Origin of the sequence: Acinetobacter johnsonii ANC 3681, from assembly GCF_000368805.1 — a bacterium.
In the GTDB taxonomy this organism is placed as follows: Bacteria; Pseudomonadota; Gammaproteobacteria; order Pseudomonadales; family Moraxellaceae; genus Acinetobacter; species Acinetobacter johnsonii.
On sequence record NZ_KB849705.1, the window covers coordinates 1,069,586 to 1,090,181 of the forward strand.

The 20,596-nt window shown below is 38.8% G+C and carries 19 protein-coding genes and 1 pseudogene; 11 read left to right on the top strand and 9 right to left on the bottom strand.

The window, feature by feature from the left end; genetic code table 11:
- The first annotated feature begins 219 nt into the window (after nucleotides 1-219).
- Genes F946_RS09295 through F946_RS09315 form a run of 5 tightly spaced genes read left to right on the top strand, consistent with a single transcriptional unit; the run spans nucleotide 220 to nucleotide 5,813 of the window.
- Nucleotides 220-981: a hypothetical protein gene (locus F946_RS09295; RefSeq protein WP_004981538.1), complete on the top strand. Its 762-nt coding sequence runs from the start codon at nucleotides 220-222 to the stop codon at nucleotides 979-981.
- Entirely contained in the window at nucleotides 978-1,871 is an 894-nt protein-coding gene (locus F946_RS09300) for a hypothetical protein (protein WP_004981539.1), read from the top strand. Before F946_RS09295 ends, F946_RS09300 begins: the two co-directional genes overlap by 4 nt.
- Nucleotides 1,868-3,121, top strand: a complete 1,254-nt coding sequence (locus tag F946_RS09305) for a glycosyltransferase family 2 protein (protein WP_004981541.1) — start codon at nucleotides 1,868-1,870, stop codon at nucleotides 3,119-3,121. The genes F946_RS09300 and F946_RS09305 overlap by 4 nt, the downstream gene beginning before the upstream one ends.
- Nucleotides 3,118-4,941 (top strand): hypothetical protein, encoded by a 1,824-nt coding sequence (locus F946_RS09310; protein ID WP_004981543.1) that lies wholly within the window; start codon nucleotides 3,118-3,120, stop codon nucleotides 4,939-4,941. The genes F946_RS09305 and F946_RS09310 overlap by 4 nt, the downstream gene beginning before the upstream one ends.
- A gap of 2 nt (nucleotides 4,942-4,943) precedes the next feature.
- The gene (locus F946_RS09315; RefSeq protein ID WP_004981544.1) at nucleotides 4,944-5,813 is read left to right on the top strand and encodes an alpha-amylase family protein; all 870 of its coding nucleotides are present in this window, start codon (nucleotides 4,944-4,946) and stop codon (nucleotides 5,811-5,813) included.
- Between the two features lies 1 nt (nucleotide 5,814).
- Here F946_RS09315 and wecB read toward each other — a convergent pair whose 3' ends face one another.
- The 4 genes and pseudogenes from wecB to F946_RS09335 all read right to left on the bottom strand — a co-directional run bounded on the left by wecB (nucleotide 5,815) and on the right by F946_RS09335 (nucleotide 10,455).
- Nucleotides 5,815-6,960: a non-hydrolyzing UDP-N-acetylglucosamine 2-epimerase gene (gene wecB, locus F946_RS09320; RefSeq protein WP_004981547.1), complete on the bottom strand. Its 1,146-nt coding sequence runs from the start codon at nucleotides 6,958-6,960 to the stop codon at nucleotides 5,815-5,817.
- A gap of 2 nt (nucleotides 6,961-6,962) precedes the next feature.
- Nucleotides 6,963-8,141: a tetratricopeptide repeat protein gene (locus F946_RS09325; RefSeq protein WP_004981548.1), complete on the bottom strand. Its 1,179-nt coding sequence runs from the start codon at nucleotides 8,139-8,141 to the stop codon at nucleotides 6,963-6,965.
- Between the two features lie 388 nt (nucleotides 8,142-8,529).
- Nucleotides 8,530-9,012, bottom strand: a pseudogene (locus F946_RS17035) (tyrosine-type recombinase/integrase); the annotation flags it as partial.
- A gap of 444 nt (nucleotides 9,013-9,456) precedes the next feature.
- The gene (locus F946_RS09335) at nucleotides 9,457-10,455 is read right to left on the bottom strand and encodes a Fic family protein (RefSeq protein WP_004981550.1); all 999 of its coding nucleotides are present in this window, start codon (nucleotides 10,453-10,455) and stop codon (nucleotides 9,457-9,459) included.
- 147 nt (nucleotides 10,456-10,602) lie between these two features.
- Between F946_RS09335 and F946_RS09340 the strand changes: the two genes are divergently transcribed.
- The gene (locus tag F946_RS09340; protein ID WP_004981551.1) at nucleotides 10,603-11,334 is read left to right on the top strand and encodes a Fic family protein; all 732 of its coding nucleotides are present in this window, start codon (nucleotides 10,603-10,605) and stop codon (nucleotides 11,332-11,334) included.
- Nucleotides 11,335-11,793: 459 nt separating this feature from the next.
- A complete protein-coding gene (gene ribA, locus F946_RS09345; protein WP_004981552.1) occupies nucleotides 11,794-12,396 on the top strand; it encodes a GTP cyclohydrolase II in 603 nt (200 codons plus the stop codon).
- A gap of 126 nt (nucleotides 12,397-12,522) precedes the next feature.
- On the opposite strand, the gene trpA is transcribed toward ribA, so the two are convergent.
- Both trpA and trpB read right to left on the bottom strand, forming a co-directional pair.
- On the bottom strand, nucleotides 12,523-13,311 hold the full coding sequence (gene trpA / locus F946_RS09350) for a tryptophan synthase subunit alpha (protein WP_004981557.1): 789 nt from the start codon (nucleotides 13,309-13,311) through the stop codon (nucleotides 12,523-12,525).
- Nucleotides 13,308-14,519 (bottom strand): tryptophan synthase subunit beta, encoded by a 1,212-nt coding sequence (gene trpB / locus F946_RS09355; protein WP_004981558.1) that lies wholly within the window; start codon nucleotides 14,517-14,519, stop codon nucleotides 13,308-13,310. The genes trpA and trpB overlap by 4 nt, the downstream gene beginning before the upstream one ends.
- 102 nt (nucleotides 14,520-14,621) lie before the next feature.
- On the opposite strand from trpB, the gene F946_RS09360 reads away from it, so the two are divergent.
- The 4 genes from F946_RS09360 (at nucleotide 14,622) to F946_RS09375 (ending at nucleotide 17,372) form a co-directional block, all read left to right on the top strand.
- The gene (locus tag F946_RS09360; protein WP_004981560.1) at nucleotides 14,622-15,515 is read left to right on the top strand and encodes a LysR family transcriptional regulator; all 894 of its coding nucleotides are present in this window, start codon (nucleotides 14,622-14,624) and stop codon (nucleotides 15,513-15,515) included.
- A 113-nt stretch (nucleotides 15,516-15,628) separates the two neighbouring features.
- Nucleotides 15,629-16,201, top strand: a complete 573-nt coding sequence (locus F946_RS09365; protein ID WP_004981561.1) for a nuclear transport factor 2 family protein — start codon at nucleotides 15,629-15,631, stop codon at nucleotides 16,199-16,201.
- The gene (locus F946_RS09370) at nucleotides 16,177-16,674 is read left to right on the top strand and encodes a chalcone isomerase family protein (protein WP_004981563.1); all 498 of its coding nucleotides are present in this window, start codon (nucleotides 16,177-16,179) and stop codon (nucleotides 16,672-16,674) included. Before F946_RS09365 ends, F946_RS09370 begins: the two co-directional genes overlap by 25 nt.
- An 11-nt stretch (nucleotides 16,675-16,685) precedes the next feature.
- The gene (locus F946_RS09375; protein ID WP_004981566.1) at nucleotides 16,686-17,372 is read left to right on the top strand and encodes a response regulator transcription factor; all 687 of its coding nucleotides are present in this window, start codon (nucleotides 16,686-16,688) and stop codon (nucleotides 17,370-17,372) included.
- Between the two features lie 17 nt (nucleotides 17,373-17,389).
- On the opposite strand, the gene F946_RS09380 is transcribed toward F946_RS09375, so the two are convergent.
- From F946_RS09380 to F946_RS09390, 3 genes are read right to left on the bottom strand one after another with little or no spacing between them, the layout of a single operon-like run.
- On the bottom strand, nucleotides 17,390-18,712 hold the full coding sequence (locus tag F946_RS09380; protein ID WP_035326925.1) for a sensor histidine kinase: 1,323 nt from the start codon (nucleotides 18,710-18,712) through the stop codon (nucleotides 17,390-17,392).
- 35 nt (nucleotides 18,713-18,747) lie between these two features.
- Nucleotides 18,748-19,797 carry an SAM-dependent methyltransferase gene (locus tag F946_RS09385; RefSeq protein WP_004981571.1) on the bottom strand — a complete coding sequence of 350 codons (1,050 nt, stop codon included), beginning with the start codon at nucleotides 19,795-19,797 and terminating at the stop codon, nucleotides 18,748-18,750.
- A gap of 8 nt (nucleotides 19,798-19,805) precedes the next feature.
- On the bottom strand, nucleotides 19,806-20,585 hold the full coding sequence (locus F946_RS09390) for a DUF1295 domain-containing protein (RefSeq protein ID WP_004981572.1): 780 nt from the start codon (nucleotides 20,583-20,585) through the stop codon (nucleotides 19,806-19,808).
- Between the last annotated feature and the right edge of the window lie 11 nt (nucleotides 20,586-20,596).

The following is a 20,596-nucleotide window of genomic DNA, read 5'->3' on the forward strand; positions in this document are numbered from 1 at the left end:
CAATCAAATTTTACTGAAATCAATACTCTGTACACCTCCCAAGAAGAAAATTTAATAAAGTCATTAAAGTTAAGATTTCTAAATAAAAGTCAACCGTCTTCAGGCTAATATAATAATTTTACATCCTTTTTACACAATTTATTTACAATGCTTTATGTAATAATTTAAATGAAAATTAACAGTTATTTACATCATTACACTTCTTAAAAAGTAATTTTAATGCAAAAGAATTGGTTAGTAAGAACAAATCAAACCATCACCTTCATTCCTATGCTGATTACCCTTTTTATAGGAATCGTTGGATACGAGTGGTTACGTACAGAGCTTGTAGGCAGCTGGGTACTTTTGATTGCTTTTATTTTACTGGGGCGATTCTTAAATTTAATTCAAGCAATGATTCTGAGTATTTTTATTTTTATTGTCTTCTTTATTTACATTTTGTTTGATATCCAAGTCAATACAATCGACACCAATACCAAATTATTGCAGCTTTTCGTTTTCCCTGTAGCACCTATGCTATTGAGTATTTATTATGAAATGATGTCGACCAATCGACAGACCAATGACTTACTTGATACGTACCGTAAAAATTTAATATATAAAACACTTCCTATCAGTACCTATCATTATACGCATGATCAAGTACAACACATGTTGAACCAAGGCCTTATTCCTCAATACAATGAAATTCATATAGAAATTACCAACCATAATTTATTAAGAGATATGTTGCAGGTGGATGAGCTAAAACACCTACAGCAGAAAATTATCAATGTACTAGAAAATAATTTTGAGACCCCACATTTTTCTTTTACTGATACGCGACTTTCGATGCTCTATGTGATTACGATTGCCGATCAAGACTCTGTGGCATCTAAGCAGTTGATTGACAGAATTAAACAGATTGAACTAATCAAAACGAAAATCACCCATCATTCGCATGTCAAAGGGCAAACTTCTTTTTCAGAGGAAAGCCTATGAGTAGCATGATTTTCGCCTGCGGATTATTGATTTCAGTCCATACACAGCCCGATTTAATCCTTTCCTCTTATTATCAGCAGTATTACCACTGCCGTTTGGAAAAGGCCACTTCAACCCAACAAAAAGGGATCTCTGATAACAGCAAAATTCCTGAACATTTTTCAGCAACTAAAAAATTATGGCCTGTTTTTACAGTTGATCAACTTGACTCTGAAAGCTATAAAAAAATGAAGAGCCAAGGGATTAAATCTGGCCTACTTATTCCTCAAAATTTCATGAGACCTGCCATTTATTTTAAGGTCAAACAGGAAGTTTCTGAAGGAGCAATCCCACTACTCGATCTAAGTAGTGTTGAACCGCAGCACTTCCCTGGTCTAGCAACTTTGGCAACCAGTGCAGGCTTACGTCCTATGGGGGCCTATATTCAAGAAGGCTGGAATCCAAACTTGAAGGTCTTACCAAGTGGCTTATATGTTGTTCAAGCGAATCCTGACCAACTCCCTTTACCTGCACGGCGTATCCAATCAGGCCAACAGCTCTTTTATACGGCTTACACTCACTCACCTTTTAATGGCACTGGAATCGTTTTAAACCCGCAGCTCAGCCTTGCAGAAAGTGATATTGCATATCCTGACTTGGGAATTTCTTGGAATTTTTTAAATTTGCATTTTAATAGCCAGCAAGACCGGATTCACACCAATCCGATCGGATATGTATTACTTTCAGCTGGTTTAGTGATTTTACCTTTTCACCTTGTGCTCTCTACTCATTACCCAGGGTTACTAAGCTTTTGGGGTACATCTACCTCTTGGGTATCTGTATTTGTAATCATTATTTTAATGCTCATTCTTCTCTCTACTATGCTATGGAGGAGGTTTAAAAAATCATGAGCACTATCGATATTCTTTTTATTATCGGATTTATTGGGATCTGGATTCCTCAAGCTTTTTGGGCTTGGCTTAGCTTTTCTGCTTGGCGCTACTCTATTCAAGCCAGCAAAGAACTGGCCAACCTCCCAGTACCTCCACGCTGGCCCATGCTCAGTGTATTGATTCCTGCTTATAATGAAGGGCTGGTGATTGAGGATACCTTACGTGCATTAGCCGCACAGGACTATCCTGCTGAAAGCTATGAGGTACTCCTGATTAATGATGCCTCCAAAGATGATACACAGGAAATTGCGGATCGCATGGCTGCCGATTTTCCTGTCATTCGTGTAGTTAATGTCCCTAAAGGCCAAGGTGGTAAAGGAAAATCTAGAACCTTAAATAACGGCCTCAAGTATGCTCAAGGCGAGCTGATTGCCGTTTATGATGCAGATAGTACACCTGAGCCCGATTGTGTGCGTTTAATTGCGCAAACTCTATTGGCAGATTCCAGCCTTGTCGCTGTCAATGGAAAAGTACGCACACGTAACTGGAAAGACAGTGCTCTCAGTACATTTATTGCAATTGAATTTATTTATTTTCAATGGATTTTTCAAGGCGGACGTTGGCTACGCTTCCGTCTATCGACATTAATGGGCACCAATTATGTCATCTGGCGAGACGCATTGGATATTTTGGGTGGCTTTGATGAGAAATCTCTAGTTGATGATACAGAAATGAGTTATCGGATTTTTTTAGGTCATAAACGAATTAAATGGGTACCTTATGCCGTGGGCTGGCAGCAAGATCCTGGTGACCTAGGCATTTTCATCAAACAACGCTCTAGATGGACTCAAGGTAACTTCTATGTAACACGCAAATATTTAAGAACAGCTATTCGACACCCTTTTCCAATTGGAATGGAAATCGGAAATAATATTATGTGCTACATCATGTTTGTTCCAGCCCTGTTCTTAAGTCACTTGACCATGATCATTGGCTTGTTGGGTATTGATGGTACTACTATTCCAGGCCCATTCACCCTACTGTTCATTCTGGCCTTTATCCTTTATTTAATACAAATTTGGTTCACACTTAGCCTTGAAAAAGAAGTACCGAAAAGATTTTATTTCTATGCTTTTATTGCCTATTTCACTTATTCACAAGTCTTTCTGTTGATTGTTTTCAAAGCCGCTTGGGATATGCTGAAAGGAAAAATCAAAGGTGAAGGAATTACTTGGTACAAGACAGAACGGAAGAAGGAAAAAAAATGACCTTACAGATAAAAACAGCTCCTTTTACATTAATGTCATCGCTCCTATTTCTTGCATGTAGCGCACATGTCCATGCAGATACATGGAAGCTAGATGATTTCATCTCACAGAACATTGAGCAAAGTACGCCTTATTTCTTTTACGTGGCTAAAGGGGAAAGCTGGCAAAACGTCCTGTTCAATAGTCAGTTTAATGTACAGGGTAATAGTACAATTATTGTACGTTATGACAACCAGCTCATCCATCAGCAGAACTTAAGTGGTAAAGGCACATTAAGTTTCAACCTTCAACCATCCCAAAGCGGCTTCCACCGACTCGATATTAGTATTTTACAAAAGCCCTCTACTGAAGCACAAAGCACTGAAAATATGTGCTTAGAATCTAGTAATCTCTATACGGCACTCACACAGGCAAATCTGAGCTATCAGCCACAGCGTAAAACCCTACAGCTCAATCAGCTACCAGATGCATTGTTTAATAGCCAGCTCAACCGCGCAGAACCTATACAGGCGTTACTGCGCTTTGATACTACAAATTTCATGGAAGCTAGCATGATCGGCCGACTCACCACGGCTTGGAACTTTGCTACACCCATACAATGGAAACTGACTGCAAATACGGGGGTAGTACCCGACTTCATTATCAGTATTCAGCGTTCAACCAAATCACTACCGAATGCACAAATTAGTCTGAGTCAGGAAAACCAAACGCCCACTCTAAATATTGAATATGAGACAGAATCGCAATTGCTGATGGCTATCAATGCTCTACTCAACCGCCAATATCTAGAACAGCTCAATACCCCAACAGCATCATTAAATGGACCTGTTGCAAGACCGACATGGGCTAGTTTACGCAAATTCGAGAGCCTAGCGGATTTAGGTGTTACCGATTTTAAGCTCGATAATTCCCCTAAAAACCTTTCACTGATCTTTCCAGCTGTTTGGGAAGCAACTGATATTTTAAATGGGCAACTTAGTTTTCGCTCTCAAAGTGGACTATTACAGGGATCTACTTTACAAGTCTGGTTAAATGATGGTTTGGCGGGGAGCACCAGCCTAGCTAAGCTAGATTCAAGCCCAGTGGAACGTCAGTTTGACTTTATAAGTGCCGACTATCCTTATACCACTAGCTTTAACATGATGGTCAGCAATACCCAGTTAAATAACAATTACTGCCTCCCAAATGCAGGAAATGCCTTATGGATAGATACGAAAAAAACTAAGCTGAATCTACCGCATCAGATGAAAAAGGGTGTAATCACGCTTTCTAGCACGTTTAGCAGTACGCCTGAAATTGCTGTCAATACTCCAGCCGCGACCCCAATCGCTATTAGCTTGGCGCAAGTTGCCAAGAAAATGTTGTTGAGTAATGACCCCATCGGTTTAAATATCACGCCACTCACATTAAATGCCCCTAAAGCCATTAATATCCAGCTTGATGCTCAACGTTATCAATCCGAATTGCAAAAATATGGCCAAACTCTCTATTTACCGACCACAGAAAATGGTGGCCTGATTACAGTCAAAAATGGAAACTTCTGGATCTATAGTGATAATAACTTGGGAGCAGAAAATTTTGCACGATTCTGGCCCGAAATTCAGCAGAAAATACCCAACAACACCACAGCATTATTTATTTCCGCACAAGGGCAAATCACTGTTTTGAATCAAAACATGGTTGAAAAAGCAAAACCACCGATTATTGAGCAGATTTCTCTACAAACTATTGCTATTATCCTAGGTGTTCTGATTGTTTTAATTATTAGCCTACTCATCTGGCGCAGGAACCGTAAAGCGCATAAGAATAAAGAAGAATAAAGATGAAAAAATACCTCATTTTAGGTTTGTTTGTGCTCCTAGCTCTTCCCACTTTAGCTGTGACTAGCTCGGTATTGCTCATGACTCGAGCAGATGCACAATCTATTCCCCCTAAAATTGAAGGTATATTCTGGCAAGTCGATCAAATCAGCCACCCTTCTGGAAACTGGCATCTCTTGGGGATTGATACATTTGTAACCCAATGGAGTATTGTTGATGGACATTCCTTTTTTAAGGAAATTCCTACACAACAATGGGAGCATCAACCTAAATGGAGCTCAATTTCTGAACAACCTTGGGCAGAAAAGGTTATTTTAGGTTTAGCTGGAAATTATCAGGAACCAATAGCTCGTGAAAATATAGACCAGCTTTTTTTACAATCCCAGCAAATAATCCATACTAAGCTGCCTGTACAACCTGCTGGTTATTATTTCCCAGTAGAAGCAGATCCAAGCTGGCATGGGGTTGCCAATCTAGCACATCATGTTTCCGAGTTTAAACGCCCTGTCTGGATTAGTGTTTATAGTGCTGATCGTAAATCACCTTTTTTACATTATTGGTTAGAAAGCTGGCTGCCAGACAATGCTCAAGTTTTCTTTCAAGATGGTGTAGGAGTAGGCACGCGCAGTCCAGAAGAAGCTGCTCTCATTTATAAAAATCTTAAGAATGAGTTTGGTGAAAACCGAGTAGTAATTATTTTAGAGGCTTTTCGGCCTAAACCTGATGGAAGTTTTCGTGCAGCATATCCCTGGGAAATTGCTAAGCAACTGAGAGCTTATGCTGGGCAACGAATATATATTTTTGATGGGCCACATTATTTAGATAAAGCCAGTGTGTTCTGGCTTTATCTATGGATGAAAATCAATTACTAATTTATTCTGCTACCTTTAAGTCTTGTACTATTTGCTCAAGGATACGTTCTGAGGCGTGCCCATCACCAAATGGATTTTCCACTTCTGCATGCTGTTGATAATAGACAGAATCATCCATCAACTGAGAAAACGCTTTAATAATTTTGGCTTTATCTGTACCTACCAGTATCCCACAGCCAGCTTCAACCACTTCAGGCCGCTCAGTTACGTCCCGCAGAATAAGTACCGGCTTCTGATAAGTTGGACTTTCTTCTTGGATTCCACCTGAATCCGTCATAATAAAATGAGCCGCCTGCAAGATTGCGAGTAAGTCTGGATAATCCAAGGGTTTTAATAAATGGACTTGGGGATGCTTCGAAAACTCTTTATAGGCAATGTCATGAACCTGAGGATTAAGATGCACAGGCCAAGCGAAATGTAGCTCCGGATAACGCTGGCATAATTCATGAATCACTGCACAGATATTCTGAATACCCTCACCAAAGTTCTCGCGTCGATGCGCTGTCAACAAAACCAGTTGATGCTGCCCGCTCAAATTCAGCCCCAATCTTTCTAATCTTTGTTGGGACTGCTGTGAAGAAGACTCTATCAACTCACGTGCATAATGAATCGCATCAACGACCGTATTTCCTGTAATAAAAATTTGCTGTTTGGAAATATTTTCTTGGTATAAATTTTCAGCAGAAAGTTGAGTTGGCGCAAAATGCCAACGCGCTAAACGCGAAACCAACTGCCGATTCCCTTCTTCTGGAAAAGGATGCATCAAGTCAAAAGAACGTAATCCCGCTTCGACATGTGCCAAATGAATATTCAGATTAAAAGCCACCAAAGCACCAGCGAGTACGGTTGTTGTATCACCTTGCACCACAATTACGTCACATTTTGGCATTTCACGATAGACCTGATCGAGCTCGCTCAATGCCTTACTTAATAAGATATTTATGCTTTTTCCAGGTTGCATAATTTGCAAATGATGGTCAATTTCGATCTGAAAAAATTCAATTGCATCTTGCACCAACTCCAAATGCTGGCCTGTGAATACAACATTCACCTCAAAACGTGAATCTTGTCTAGCTTTTAAAATTACGGGTGCCAGTTTAATCAGCTCAGGGCGTGTACCAAAAATAAAAGAAAGATAAATCGGCATCGTTAAAAGCTCCAGTAATAGGTCAGTTCAACTCGTGTATTATCAAAAGTTCTTTTCCCTGATACAGGTGCACCACTGATATATTTGCCATACATCTGCTCAACCCGTAATTTGATAGGAAAATTTTCAGGTTGCCAAGCAACTCCTGGCCCTAGCTCAGCCAAATTGTTATAAAACTCGTTATTAGAGTCGTTAATGCTGTGTAATTTTAAATAGGCCTGTACATTACCGAAATGATCACGATTCATGTTCCAACCTGTACGTAAGCGCAGATCACCAATTACGTTATAATCTTCACGGGAATAGCTTGCAGCATTACCATATAGTTCAGCAAAATATTGATTTTGGTTCAGACTTGGTGTGTGTGTGGTTTCAGCATTGTGCCAATACCATTCCTGATAACCCGCTAGACCAAAGTTAATGCTTTCTCTGAATTTATCCCGATTTAAATCAATCAGGTCATAACTTCCCCCTACTTCCAAATATAAATAAATTGGCCATTCCCAAGGACGATAATTCGCTCCAACACCTAAAATAGCGGCATTCTGATCAATAATTTCAGGACGGGCTCCACCTGTTGAACGTGTATCACGGTTGACATTAGCAAAACCATAAACCTGCCCACGGTTTTCTTCCCCCCAATATCGCCCATACCGTAGTTTTAGAGGTAAAATAGCTGTGTCGTAACGACCTTCAAAAGAAGGCGAAAAGTAAATATCTGAGAAACTTGTTTTAGGTGAACTTCTTTCAGTTCCACTCAAATTTTTTACTGCTTGTTGAGCTTTCTCAACAGTTTCTGGATTTGAAGAGTGTTGTAATCTTTTAAATATCTCTAAAGCTTCTGGGTCACGTTGAGCAGCATTTAACAAATAAGCTTTTTGTAGTAATAATTCTTCATCTTCTAGATTAAGCGTTAGAGCACGATCTATGTAAGTTAAAGCTTGGGAATTATTTTCTTTTCGTAGTTCTAAATATGCCCATGTTTTCCAAACTTTCGAATCTTGAGGAGTTTTCAAGCTTAATTTTTGTAAAATTTCATTCGCTTTTTCTAAGTCATTATTTTCTATTTGATAATATTCACTCCATAAGGCATATGCTTCAGGCGTAACTTCTACTTGAGCGTGTACAAAGGAACTCACAACTAACACACAAGCACTTGAAACTATATGTAAATTTTTCATTCTAAATAGTAAAATTAGCGGTCTCTAGAACAATATATCAGCAATTTTTTTTTAAGTTTGAGATAGTTAATATTGGTTACCAAACTACATATATTCTTTATAAAAAATAACTTCAAAAAGCATAAAATTTCAATTTCTCCAGTTTCAATTAAACCAACAACCATCATTCACATATTATCTTTAAATTATAAAAAAAATTAAAAACCATCCACCATTATAAATAAAAAATATTTCATTCTATTTTAAAATTATATTAACCCTGCATTACATATAGATTAGAAATTCACGTATAATTTTATTTATCCATCCTAACTATTAAATTAAAATTAATTTTAAATAAATCCACCAGATTACATACTTTAATTTAGCTTTGTTGCACAAAAATTTAAAAGTTAAAAACCACATTGATTAAACGCAGACAACGTGTGGCCTTTTCGAGTGTTCCTTTGGCCACAATTTCTTTTACTTTGGATGAAACCTGAAAACGAGTGATTTCATCTAAAGGTAGATCTAAAAAATCTTCAGTGATGTAGTCCAAATGGTATTTAACCGTGCTGATATATTTTTCACTAGACCACTGCGGACTCATTAATTCAAACCATTCATCACACACTTGTTTTAAATGATGGGAGGCTTTTGATTTACCTGAAACCTCGGCTTTAAAGTCCCGTGCAACTTTTCTTATTTCTTTACAGCCTACTTCGGGATATTCACCCAGTTGTTTTCTGGTCTACTTTCCTTCAATTCGATATGAAAGCACCCATTTCTTTTTCCCAGTAGGAAAAACCTCAATAGAAAGCCCTTCCCCATCTGCCATTGAATATCGCTTTTCTTTTGGTTTAAGACTTTTAACTTGGATGTCTGTAAGCATTCTTGTTGTTACACGCGTGTCACTATTGTGTCACAAGTATATTTGATAGAAAGCAATTATCAATGACTTACAATAACGGACGCTGATAAACAACAGGCAGAAAAAAAGCCCTGGTTTATTTCTAAACCAAGGCTTTTATTCACTTTTTTGATTAAATCTGATCATTAGCGATCATCTTTAATCGGGAATTTTGGGGTGGCGTCAATTGAACTCAAAACCCAAGCAACTGTTTTTATGTAATTTATAACAAAAAATATATTTCATTGACCCAATTTTGACCCAACTTAGATTTAGTGCATTGAATCGCTTTAATATCTTGTTCAAATCCAAATTCAGGATTTGAAATGGTATGCAGCATTATAGCAGAACACTATATTTGAAAATAATTACAATATTATATCATTTCAATTATTTTCTTATAGTACAAATAATCCCTTAACCTCATTATAACTCAATTTTTAATTTGTATTTTTGCTTAGGACTCTTAGGCTTATCAGGAAGAGTGCGTTCAACCACACCTGCTTCTAATGCTGGAGTTAAATAATTTTTTTGGAATGTTGCTCGGTGGGACAAGTCTAATAGAGCCATCAGCTGAGTTAGGCTATATTCCTTCTGCTCCATATTCTGGATGAGACGTTTAACTTGATCGCTAACTTGTACGCTAGCTTGAGCGGTATCTTGATCGCTGGCATCAGAACTGAGTATTGCATCTAGAATCATCTGCAAAATAAACTCAATAAAAGGTGCAGAATCTGAACGATCTGTGCTCGCTTGCAATGCATAGTAATAAGCTTTTTGGTTTTGATAAATCAAGCTTTCTACAGGGATATTGAGAAAAATTGGATTCCACTGGCTTAAGATTAAAGTTTGCCATAAACGCCCCATACGCCCATTGCCATCAGCAAATGGATGTATAAACTCAAACTCATAATGAAATACTGAACTCTGAATTAATGGGTGCTCATTGCCTTCAGCCAACCACTGCAATAATTCTCCCATTAAACGGTGGACTTGATTTGCAGGCGGAGCCATATGCACGACTTGATCCCCTGACATCACACCAACACCACCATGACGATACTGTCCAACCTCATCAATCAATCCTGTCATCAATATTTGATGTGCTTTAAGCAAATGCGATTCTTGATCAGGATTCCAATCTTGAATTTCTTCATATGCCTTTAGGGCGTTACGTACCTCTTGAACTTCTTTAGGTGGAGCGATAATGGTCTTGCCATTCAGGATCGCTGTGATTTGCTCTGTACTCAAGGTATTCCCTTCAATCGCTAAAGACCCTTGAATCGTTCGAATACGATTGGCTTTTCGCAATTTAAGACTATCTTGAATTTGGGTTAATGCAGTCAAACGCCCTATTGATTCACTAATTTGTGCAATCAAGTGAATAATTTTAGAGGTGATTGTATAAGGCGGTTGATATTTCATGCCATTCCTAAATAACATAAAGGTTCTAGTTAATTAAACTCTAAAATATCAATTTCTCAAAACTTAAAACATAAGTCATTCATATATATTTTTTTACTGACCAAAAGAGCAATCAATTCTAGTCGTAAATACTGAGAGGTTATCCATTTGTTTGCAATTATTGATAGTCTTAAGAATAAACTTGATCAAAGCAGGTCTTTGTCAGACTTTACTTCAAGAAACATTGAAAATGATCTTTTTCTTCGCTGGATCTTTCACTCAAATGCTATCTCAGGAAATAGACTCAGCCTATTAGAAACCAAAGTCGTATTAGAAGGTATTACTGTCGGCGGTAAAAAATTAAAAGATCACTTCGAAGTAATTAATCATAGAAATGCAATCTACTACGTTGAAAAAATTATTCGTAAGGAAGAATCGTTTTCAGAGTGCCAGATAAGAAATATACACCAACTTATTCTAAGAAATATCGATGATGAAAATGCAGGTCAATATCGCCAACAAAATGTCTTAATCTCCTGTACTACAACTATGCCACCTGATTACACTCTGTTAAATGACAAAATGGCTCATTTAGTTGATTGGTATAATAGTGCCGCCCATACATTTCATCCCATTGAACGTGCAGTCAAAGTACTTGCTGATTTCGTTGGTATTCATCCCTTTATTGATGGTAATGGCCGTACATCACGTCTACTAATGAACTTGGAACTAATGAAAGCTGGTTATCCACCATGCGTGATTACTGTAGAGAATCGTTTAGCTTATTATAAAGCTTTAGATCAATGGATGGCTTATGACAAAACTGAAGCTTTTATCCAGTTGATTTCTGAAGCGGTGATCGAAGGATTTAAACCATATCAGATAATTTTAGGAATTTAGAGTTACTCCAATTTACATGTTTCTTTATTTGTACTGCTGCTAAGGACATTTTAGTTTATTAGAGCCTTGTTGCCTAAAGCTGTTCTCAAAAAATTGTTCAGCAATATAATTTCAGAATGAAGAAGCCTACACATAGAACCTATCATACAAAGAATTGACCTTACCACAACCCTACCTTTATTAACTTATTCAATAAATTCAATTAACTATACAAAAAACCCAACTTATCTTAAATATTGATGGTTTAGGCAAGCCTCAGCTTTTGAGTGTTTTTGCAACAAAGCAGAACGCTAATAAAAATATTCTAAATAACATTTCACATAAAATTCACTATCAGATGCATACTCTTTAATTGGAAGTAAAACGCTGAAATTTATAACTGCAAAAAATTCGGCCGATGCTTTTAAGATAGATTAAGTAAATTGTATCAAATATAAATTTATATAGGTGTATTCTTCCGTGGCTATAGAATTTGTTTCCAAATCAAAGTTACCTACTGCATTTGGCGATTTTGAAATTATAGCATTTCAAGATCAAAGTACTGGTGAAGAACATATCGCTCTTGCTAAAGGGATGAATGCCGCTCCCAATCAACCTGTACTTGTCAGAATACATTCAGAATGCTTAACAGGTGATGCTTTTGGATCACTCAAATGTGATTGTGGTCCACAATTACACTCAACCATGAAAATGATTAATGATGCAGGTCAAGGAGTCATTTTATACTTACGCCAAGAAGGCCGTGGCATAGGACTAACCAATAAAATTCGAGCCTACGCACTTCAAGACCAAGGACATGATACCCTTGATGCTAATTTATTATTAAACCTGCCAGCGGATGCTCGCAAGTATGATATGTGTACCATTATGCTCGATTATTTAAAAATAAAGAATGTAAAACTCATTACAAACAATCCATTTAAAATCAAATCTTTGACCGATTTAGGAATTAATATTGTTGAACGTATTCCTTTAAAAGTTGGCTTAAATAGCTTTAACAAAGCTTATCTAGAGACAAAGCAAAAACGTATGTCACATCTGTATGATAATAGTGATTTTTAAAAAGCGATTACTTTCAGTAAAAAAATCCACATAAAAAGTTCCATCTCCCTCACGGGAGAAGGCCAAGATAAAATATTGTTTTATATTCAATTATAGTTTTAAATAAGTTTTATGAAAGGTGCCTGACTATTCTTTATTTTGTCTCAGTATCTGTGCAAAAACCGTCACTTTTTCTAAAGTCGCATTCATTCCCTTATTAAAAAAAGTATCGACAAGCGCTGAGCCAATGATAATAAGATCTACTTTATTGGCTAGTGCTTTAACGTGGTTTTCATTTTTGATCCCAAAGCCAATTGCAACAGGAATATTAAAAATAGGCTTAATTTCAGCAATCTTTTTCTCAAGATTAAGCAGATTGAAGTCTCCCCCTGTTAAACCATTTTCTGCAACATGATATAAAAAACCTGTCGCACGCGCTGAAATTTGCTCTAACCTTTCAATTGGGGTAGTCGGCGCTGTCATTGCAATTAAATGCATATTTTTTTCATTTAATTGCATTTCAAAGTTTTCTCGATATCCATATGGAGCATCTAAAATCAATATTCCATCTATAAGATTTTCTGTTTCGGCGATAAGTGTCTCAAAACCATATTGCATAATCGGATTTAAATAAGTCATGAAAATTATTGGTGTTTTTTCATCATGTAGCCTGATTGCTTTTACCAACTCAATGGTTTGTTTTACCGTTTGACCTGCACTTAATGCCCTAAGATGTGCTGCCTGAATGATCTCACCATCTGCCACTGGATCTGAAAAAGGAATGCCAACTTCGATAATGTCAGCTCCAGCTTGACCCAATTGGCTTAACAGACGGTAACTTTCTGCGAAATTAGGATCTCCAGCAGTAAAATAACAGACCAGACCGCTTCGATTTTCCAGTTTTAATTGCTCTAATTTTTGATCTAGACGGTTCATGCTGTAGCTCCTGCAAGATATTTTTTTACCGTGTTTAAGTCTTTGTCACCTCTGCCACTTAAATTGACAATAATGATCTGTTCTGGCTGCATTTCTTGAGCAAGTTGAATCGCATATGCAATCGCATGAGAACTCTCAAGAGCAGGAATAATGCCCTCCTGTTGGCTTAAAAGCTGAAATGCATTTACAGCGTCTTGATCGGTTATAGCCGTATATGTCACACGTCCTGTTTCAAACAGAAGGCCATGTTCAGGGCCGACACCAGGATAATCTAAGCCAGCTGATATAGAGTGCCCCTCTAAAATCTGTCCATCTAAATCTTGTAATAAATAGGTTAAATTACCATGTAGCACACCGACTTGACCTTTGCAAATAGAGGCCGCATGTTCACCGCTATTTGTTCCTTTTCCACCTGCCTCAACGCCAAACATTTTGACATTCAGGTCTTCTAGAAAAGGATGCATCAACCCTAATGCATTTGATCCACCACCAACGCAAGCAACTAAAGCATCAGGCAGTTTATTTTCTTTGAGGAGTATTTGGTTTCTGGCTTCTAGACCAATAATTTTTTGAAATTCTCTGACCATGATGGGATATGGATGAGGACCTGCACCAGTACCCAACAGATAATAGGTTGTATCAACATGACTAATCCAGTCACGTAATGCTTCGTTCATCGCATCTTTTAAAGTCCTACGACCTTTTTGAACACTTCTGACTTCAGCACCGAGTAATTTCATGCGTTCAACATTCACTTGTTGGCGCTGAATGTCTGTTTCTCCCATAAAAATGGTACATTTCATCTTAAACAGTGCACAAACAGTTGCTGTTGCAACACCATGTTGTCCAGCACCAGTTTCTGCAATGATTCTAGTTTTCCCCATAAATTTGGCTAATAAGATTTGCCCAACACAATTATTGATTTTATGCGCACCAGTATGGTTCAAATCTTCTCGCTTGAGATATATTCGAGCACCTCCCGCATAAGCTGTTAGGTTTTTTGCATAAAAAAGAGGACTAGGACGACCAACAAAGTCCGTTAAAATCTGCTGATATTCAGCCCAAAATTCAGGTTTGTGCCGAACAGTATTAAAGGCTTGCTCTAATTCTCGAAGTGCTGGCATTAAGCTCTCTGGCATGTAACATCCGCCAAACTTACCAAAAAATCCCAAGTCATCAGGACCATTACCTGTATAAGGGGTTGTCATCTCATATCTCTTTTACTATCAAAATTTGTTTGATCTTAAAATATTTTCATTTTTCTGATAATTGATATATTTTGAGCTGATGATGTTAGAAAATTTTACAACATGAAACGCAGAACATTACCTCCCCTTAATGCTTTAAAAGCATTTGAAGCCGTCGCCAGAAGTAAAAGTTTCAGCTTAGCTGCGGAAGAATTGTGTGTCACCCATAGTGCGATTAGCCATCAAATAAAACAGCTAGAAGAATGGTTAGATAAAAAATTGTTTATTCGACATTCCTCGACCATCTCTCTGACGGCGGACGCAGAAGAATTATCGCTCGTTTGTACGCAGCTTTTTAATCGTTTAGAACAATGCGTCTTTGAGTTAACAAATAAAACGTCAGAGGTAGAGGTGGTAATAGGTGCTTCTCATAGTTTTATGGCAAATTGGCTGATTCCTCGATTAGAAAAGCTCGAAGTCATTTATCCCAATATCCATATCAAATTAATGACATGTAATGACTTAAAATTGTTAGAAAAAGAGAAAGTTGACATATTTATCAATAGCATCAGTGAGAATCATATACTTTCCAACTTTTTGAATAAATATCTTTTATTTCCCGATAACATGGGGCCTATTTGTAATCGGGAAATAAATCCTCTCCATACAAAACATGATCTTTTAGATTATCCATTACTTCATACCCACTCAAATAAAAGTGCATGGCATACATGGTTTGATCAGTCCAAAATTAACTTTTCCCCAAAAGCGAATGATCGTTATTTTGATCGTCTCAATTTGATGATAGAAGCTGCTGTGTCTGGGTTAGGAATTGCGATAGCGCCTCAAATTTTAGTAGAAAAAGAAATATTAAATGGAAGGGTCATTGCCCCTTTTGGTTTTATCTATTGTGACTATAATTTTTATGCAATGGTCAGAAAAAATAACGAAAATCGTGATGTCATGAATATCATTCATTGGCTAATGACTGAAGAAAAAAGAGAAAGTGAAATTTAATCCTTAATCATCAAAATTCTATTCAATGTACTGTCTTTAGTATCTATCTTCACATTCTGTTCACTTTAGCCTCTCTAAAGTGGGAGGATAAACTGTGAAGATGGACAGTGAATATGAATCAAGTCAAAACGTTAATGGCAATTGCCTTATCCTTACCAGTGCTTTTCCTGTCAGGATGTAAAAGTGTTCCTCGTTATTCCTCTGATTATGCAAATGCCAGAGCGAGTATTCAGGGAATACCCTTAGATGATGCAAAAGCACTAGAAATCGGTACCCGCTTCACTTCGGCATTTAATACCTTGGGCACACCTAAATTCGTTGAAAATGCTGGAGCACTGTATGCAGATCAGCTTTTTATTAACGATACTCTGTCGCAATTTTCATCGCGTAAAAAACTGCTTGAACATTTTCAAGGTATGAACCAGCGGGTGAGTAATGTAACTGTCAGTCTATTAAATACTTCATATCATCAAGACTCTGCCTATGTACATTGGCATATGGTTTATGATTTTAAAATGTTCGGCAAGACACGAACAATGGATTCATTTGGAATCAGTGAAATAAAGGTCAACCCAAACCATCAGATTATTTTCCAACAAGATTTCTGGGATCCGGCCAATGGTCTGTATCGTTCTTTGCCTTATGTAGGAGGAACCTATTCATGGGTACTGCCTTTCAAAAAGTAGCCATAACCACTGTACTGATGCTCGGGAGTTTCGGTTCGTGGGCGCATGCACAGAGCTTAAATAAATGTGGTAATGGCCCACTCATGGTGGGACAAAAACAGGTCGGTGTGGCCAGTTACTTTGCGCAAAACTGTAATCAGCCTTGGCAAGGCCAAAACATGCAGATGGATTTTACCTATACGCAGAATATTCCAGAATGGGCATTCAAACGTGCAGCCAGACATCTACTTCAACGTAATATCAAAGATCAAAAGATTCAGGCTGTTTTCAATCCAATCACCGATCTGTATCGTCCAGTGAACTCAGGAGATCTATACCAACTAAAATATAGCCATGCCACACACACATTAAGCCTATACTTAAACCAGAAACTGCTGGGACAACTCCAGAACCCATTAGCCCAGCAATATTTTAATATATGGCTAGGTCCTCAGCCATTTAGTGCTAAATTAAAACAGCAATTAATAAAGTAGTCTCTACAGTTATGTCTAAACATTTTATTTTGATGGTTGAAGATCATTACGAACTGGCATCTACCTTATGCGAGTTTCTAGAAGAGCATGGTTTTGTGGTCGATCATGCTCGAAACCTAAATGCTGCACGCCAATTGCTCAAGCAGCAACGCTATCATATTTTACTTTTAGATATTAACTTACCTGATGGTTCGGGTTATGAACTATGTGAATGGCTGCGAAATAAAGAAGGTATGGACCTCCCTGTGCTGATGCTCACCGCACGCGATACGCTGAATGACAAACTTAAAGGTTTTAATTCAGGAACGGATGATTATCTAGTCAAGCCATTTGACTTTAATGAGCTGGTGGTTCGAGTCAAAGCTCTGATCAAGCGTTCACAGGGTGAAGTCTCCTCTAGCCGTCTTCAAATTCATGATCTTATTCTGGACCCTGCAACACAGCAACTGACTCGTGGAGGACAAACCATCGAACTGCCCCCCATTCAATTCAAACTGCTCAAACTACTGATGCGTCATTCGCCTAAAGTTCTGACTAAACAGGAAATTATGATAGAGCTTTGGGGGGATCAAGAGCCTGAAAGCGATGCCCTGCGTAGTCATATTTATAATTTGCGTAAAATGGTCGATAAGCCTTTTGAGCAAAAACTAATTCACACCATATCTGGTGTAGGGTTAAAGATCACTTTAGAAGCTTAAGCTCTAGAAGCCCAGCCTTAATTTAAATACACGACGACAATCAGTCCAGTCGTCATCGCCAGATCAACATCCTGATGGGTATTGAGATAATACTGCCGATCAAACAATTCCACTCGCCAGCCAAGCTGCTTGCACAACTTCTGTACCAATTGCAGTCCAATGCCATGACCTTTGATCTCTAATTGCAATTGCTGCCCCGACAGTTCTTGCACCTTTGAGTTATTCGGTAAAGGAATGCCGACACCATTATCTGCAATCAATACTGTATTTTTTTGCAAAATGACATCAATTTCTGTGCCTTGTGAATAATTCAGTGCATTCCGCAAAATATTGCCAAATACCATTTTGGTCATCGACGGGTAAAGTTTACGTGGCTGTTCGTTTAGATCTTTTTGAAAATTTATCCGCATGCCTTTGTTATGGCTAACACTATCCAGATCCTGAACTAGATTTTCCAGACATTCTGAAAGCATAGTCGATTCAGCGGTTAAAGTATTGGTGGTATTGCGGGCGATAGCCAGTAGTGTGTCAACTAATAGTTGCATGTCTTCAATGGTGTTGTTCAAGCGAGTAAATGATTTATTGTCCCCATAGCGTGCCTGACACAACTGCACATTGCCTTTTAAGATGGTAAGTGGTGTGCGAAGCTCATGACTGACATCACCAGTAAATTCACGTTCACGCTGAATAAACTCGCTTAATACCTGATGATATTTTTCTAGCGCCTGCTTCAGATATTCCGCTTCCAGATTTGAATCAGTCCGTATGTCATGAAATGGTGAAGCCTGATTTTTATAATCTTCCCAATCAATATGTTCCAGTGCGTTGGCAAGCCTTGTAATGGGAGAAAAATAGCGCCGGGCACGACGGTTCCACCACCATAACATACTATAAAGTACAAACAAGCTGACCATCAGTGGTGCCAGACCAAACAGCCAGACCAGTTTATTGACATTGCTTTCGCCAAAAACCAACAGCACATGCTGCCCGTCTTTTTCACCATAAACGGTCATCCGTTCCTTGCCATCGACAAAATGCCGATTCACCCCTTGCTCAAGTGACATATTCTTAAATTGGGAGGGTGGCACAGTGTTCCAGCGGTAACCATACAGGTTTTTGGTATCGGGCAATTCTGCGGCAGGATTACGTTCTAATCGCTGCCAGTAGTGTGACATCTCCTGTTCTAGCGCCGTTCTGAGCAAAGAACCTTTAATCACCCAGGCACTGAAGCCAATCCCAATCACAACAGACAGGGCAATGAATCCGATTTGCAGCCAGTAGTAGCGGTTAAACACCTCACCCAGAGGATGATCACGTTTGTCCCTAAACAGCTTTAACATTGATGCATTCCCCGCTGGCCAATCCCATTGTTCAATTATACGGCTTTCTTCTTTAACAGAAAGTGGCCAATGACCCACTCGCGTCCATGGTCATAACCAAATAGCTCGGCACAGGCCATAAAGAAAATCCGCCAGCGCTGCCACCAGATTGCGGCATCCGCGCCATAAGTTTTTTCAAATAAGGGCTTTAGCTCGGCATGTTTACCATCCATATTTTCTAGCCAAGCATTTGCGGTACGTTCATACTGCGTACCCGCCCATTGCCAGTGCTGTTCTAGCTGTAAATGCTGCTGAAAATGTAGGAAAGTTGAGGCTGCTGGCATCAAACCACCACTAAAGAAATATTGCGACATCCAGTCAAACTCATTTTTGACTTCAAACGGGTAATGCAAGAAACGATGACAGAAAATATGACACCACAATAAGCCATCTGGTTTGAGCCAAATACTAATATTTTCAAATAGTTTTTGATAGTTGCGTACATGCTCAAACATCTCCACCGATACCACACGGTCAAATGACGCAGGTTCAAGTTGCAACACATTGACATCACAAGTGATCACATTAAGGTTATCCAGTTTTTTTAAACGAGCTTGTTCCTGAATATACTCGCGCTGCGTTGAAGAATTTGACACGACTGTAATACGGGCCGTTGGATAATGCTCGGCCATATATAGACTTAAAGAACCCCAACCGCAGCCAATTTCCAAAATATCCTGCCCGTCTTTCAGTTGTGCTCGCTGGCAATAGCATGCAAGGGCAGCTTCTTCGGCTTGGTCTAGCGTCATATCGGCATGTTTAAATAGACTCGCGCTATATTTCAAACGCTTACCGAGTACTGCCTGAAAAAATGCGGTCGGCAGTTCATAATGCTGCTCATTGGCTTTGTCTGTCTCAATGGCAATTTCGCTGTTTTTCAGCATGGTCAGCACATCCATATAGCGCTGCGCTGCCAATGCGGGGTTAAACCGACCTTCTTGTGCCAAACGTTTTTTGCTCAATATTTTAATACCAGCACGAATCACTGGGTCTGGCACCTTACCATTTTCGATCAGTTCTAAGGATTTTTGAATCATAAAGTCCATGTATTTACCTACTCTTTGGGTGGCCACGGAATAAACATTGAAGTTCGTCGTTGATAGTCTTTATAGTTGTCACCACGGTGGGTGAGCGCCTGTTTTTCACTAAAAGGAATACCCGTAAGGTAGTACAGGAATAGCCACATCAGCAGCGGATAAATCCATAATTCATAGCATCCTACTGCCAGACCGAGCACTGGATAGGCAAACCAATGTAGCCATTCAAAAAAATAATTCGGATGGCGCGAATATTTCCACAAGCCCTGATCCAGGGTTTTACCTTGATTCTGTGGATCTAGCTTAAAACGGTAAAGTTGCTGATCTGCAGTGCTTTCACCTATCAAAGCCGAGAGCATGATCATGCCCGCCACAATCACAGTGACCAAAGTCCAGTCATTCCATTGCTCGGTCGAGATACTTAACAACTTCAGTATTGGGTAAGAAAACAGTAGAGCCAAACCTGCCTGGAATATAAAAAACACCAGAAAACCAAGATGCTGATAATCCCCCATCGCTCGGCGCATGTTGGCATAACGCGTGTCTTCTTGGGTTTCATTGGCATAGCGCCGTAACAGATGCCAAGTCAGCCGTGAAAACCAGATCCCACTCGCCAGTCCCAGAAATAACCGAACCAACATCGGCGCACTGTCAATCACCCAAGCGGCAATAATCACATTAAGGGCAATACTGAAACTCCAAGCGACATCGACTAGCCCTGCTCTGCGGTTATAGGTCACCAACACCCAGCTACAGAGCATGATGAAGACATTGAGCAAAAATAAATCTAGCAGCATGTCGCCCTCCT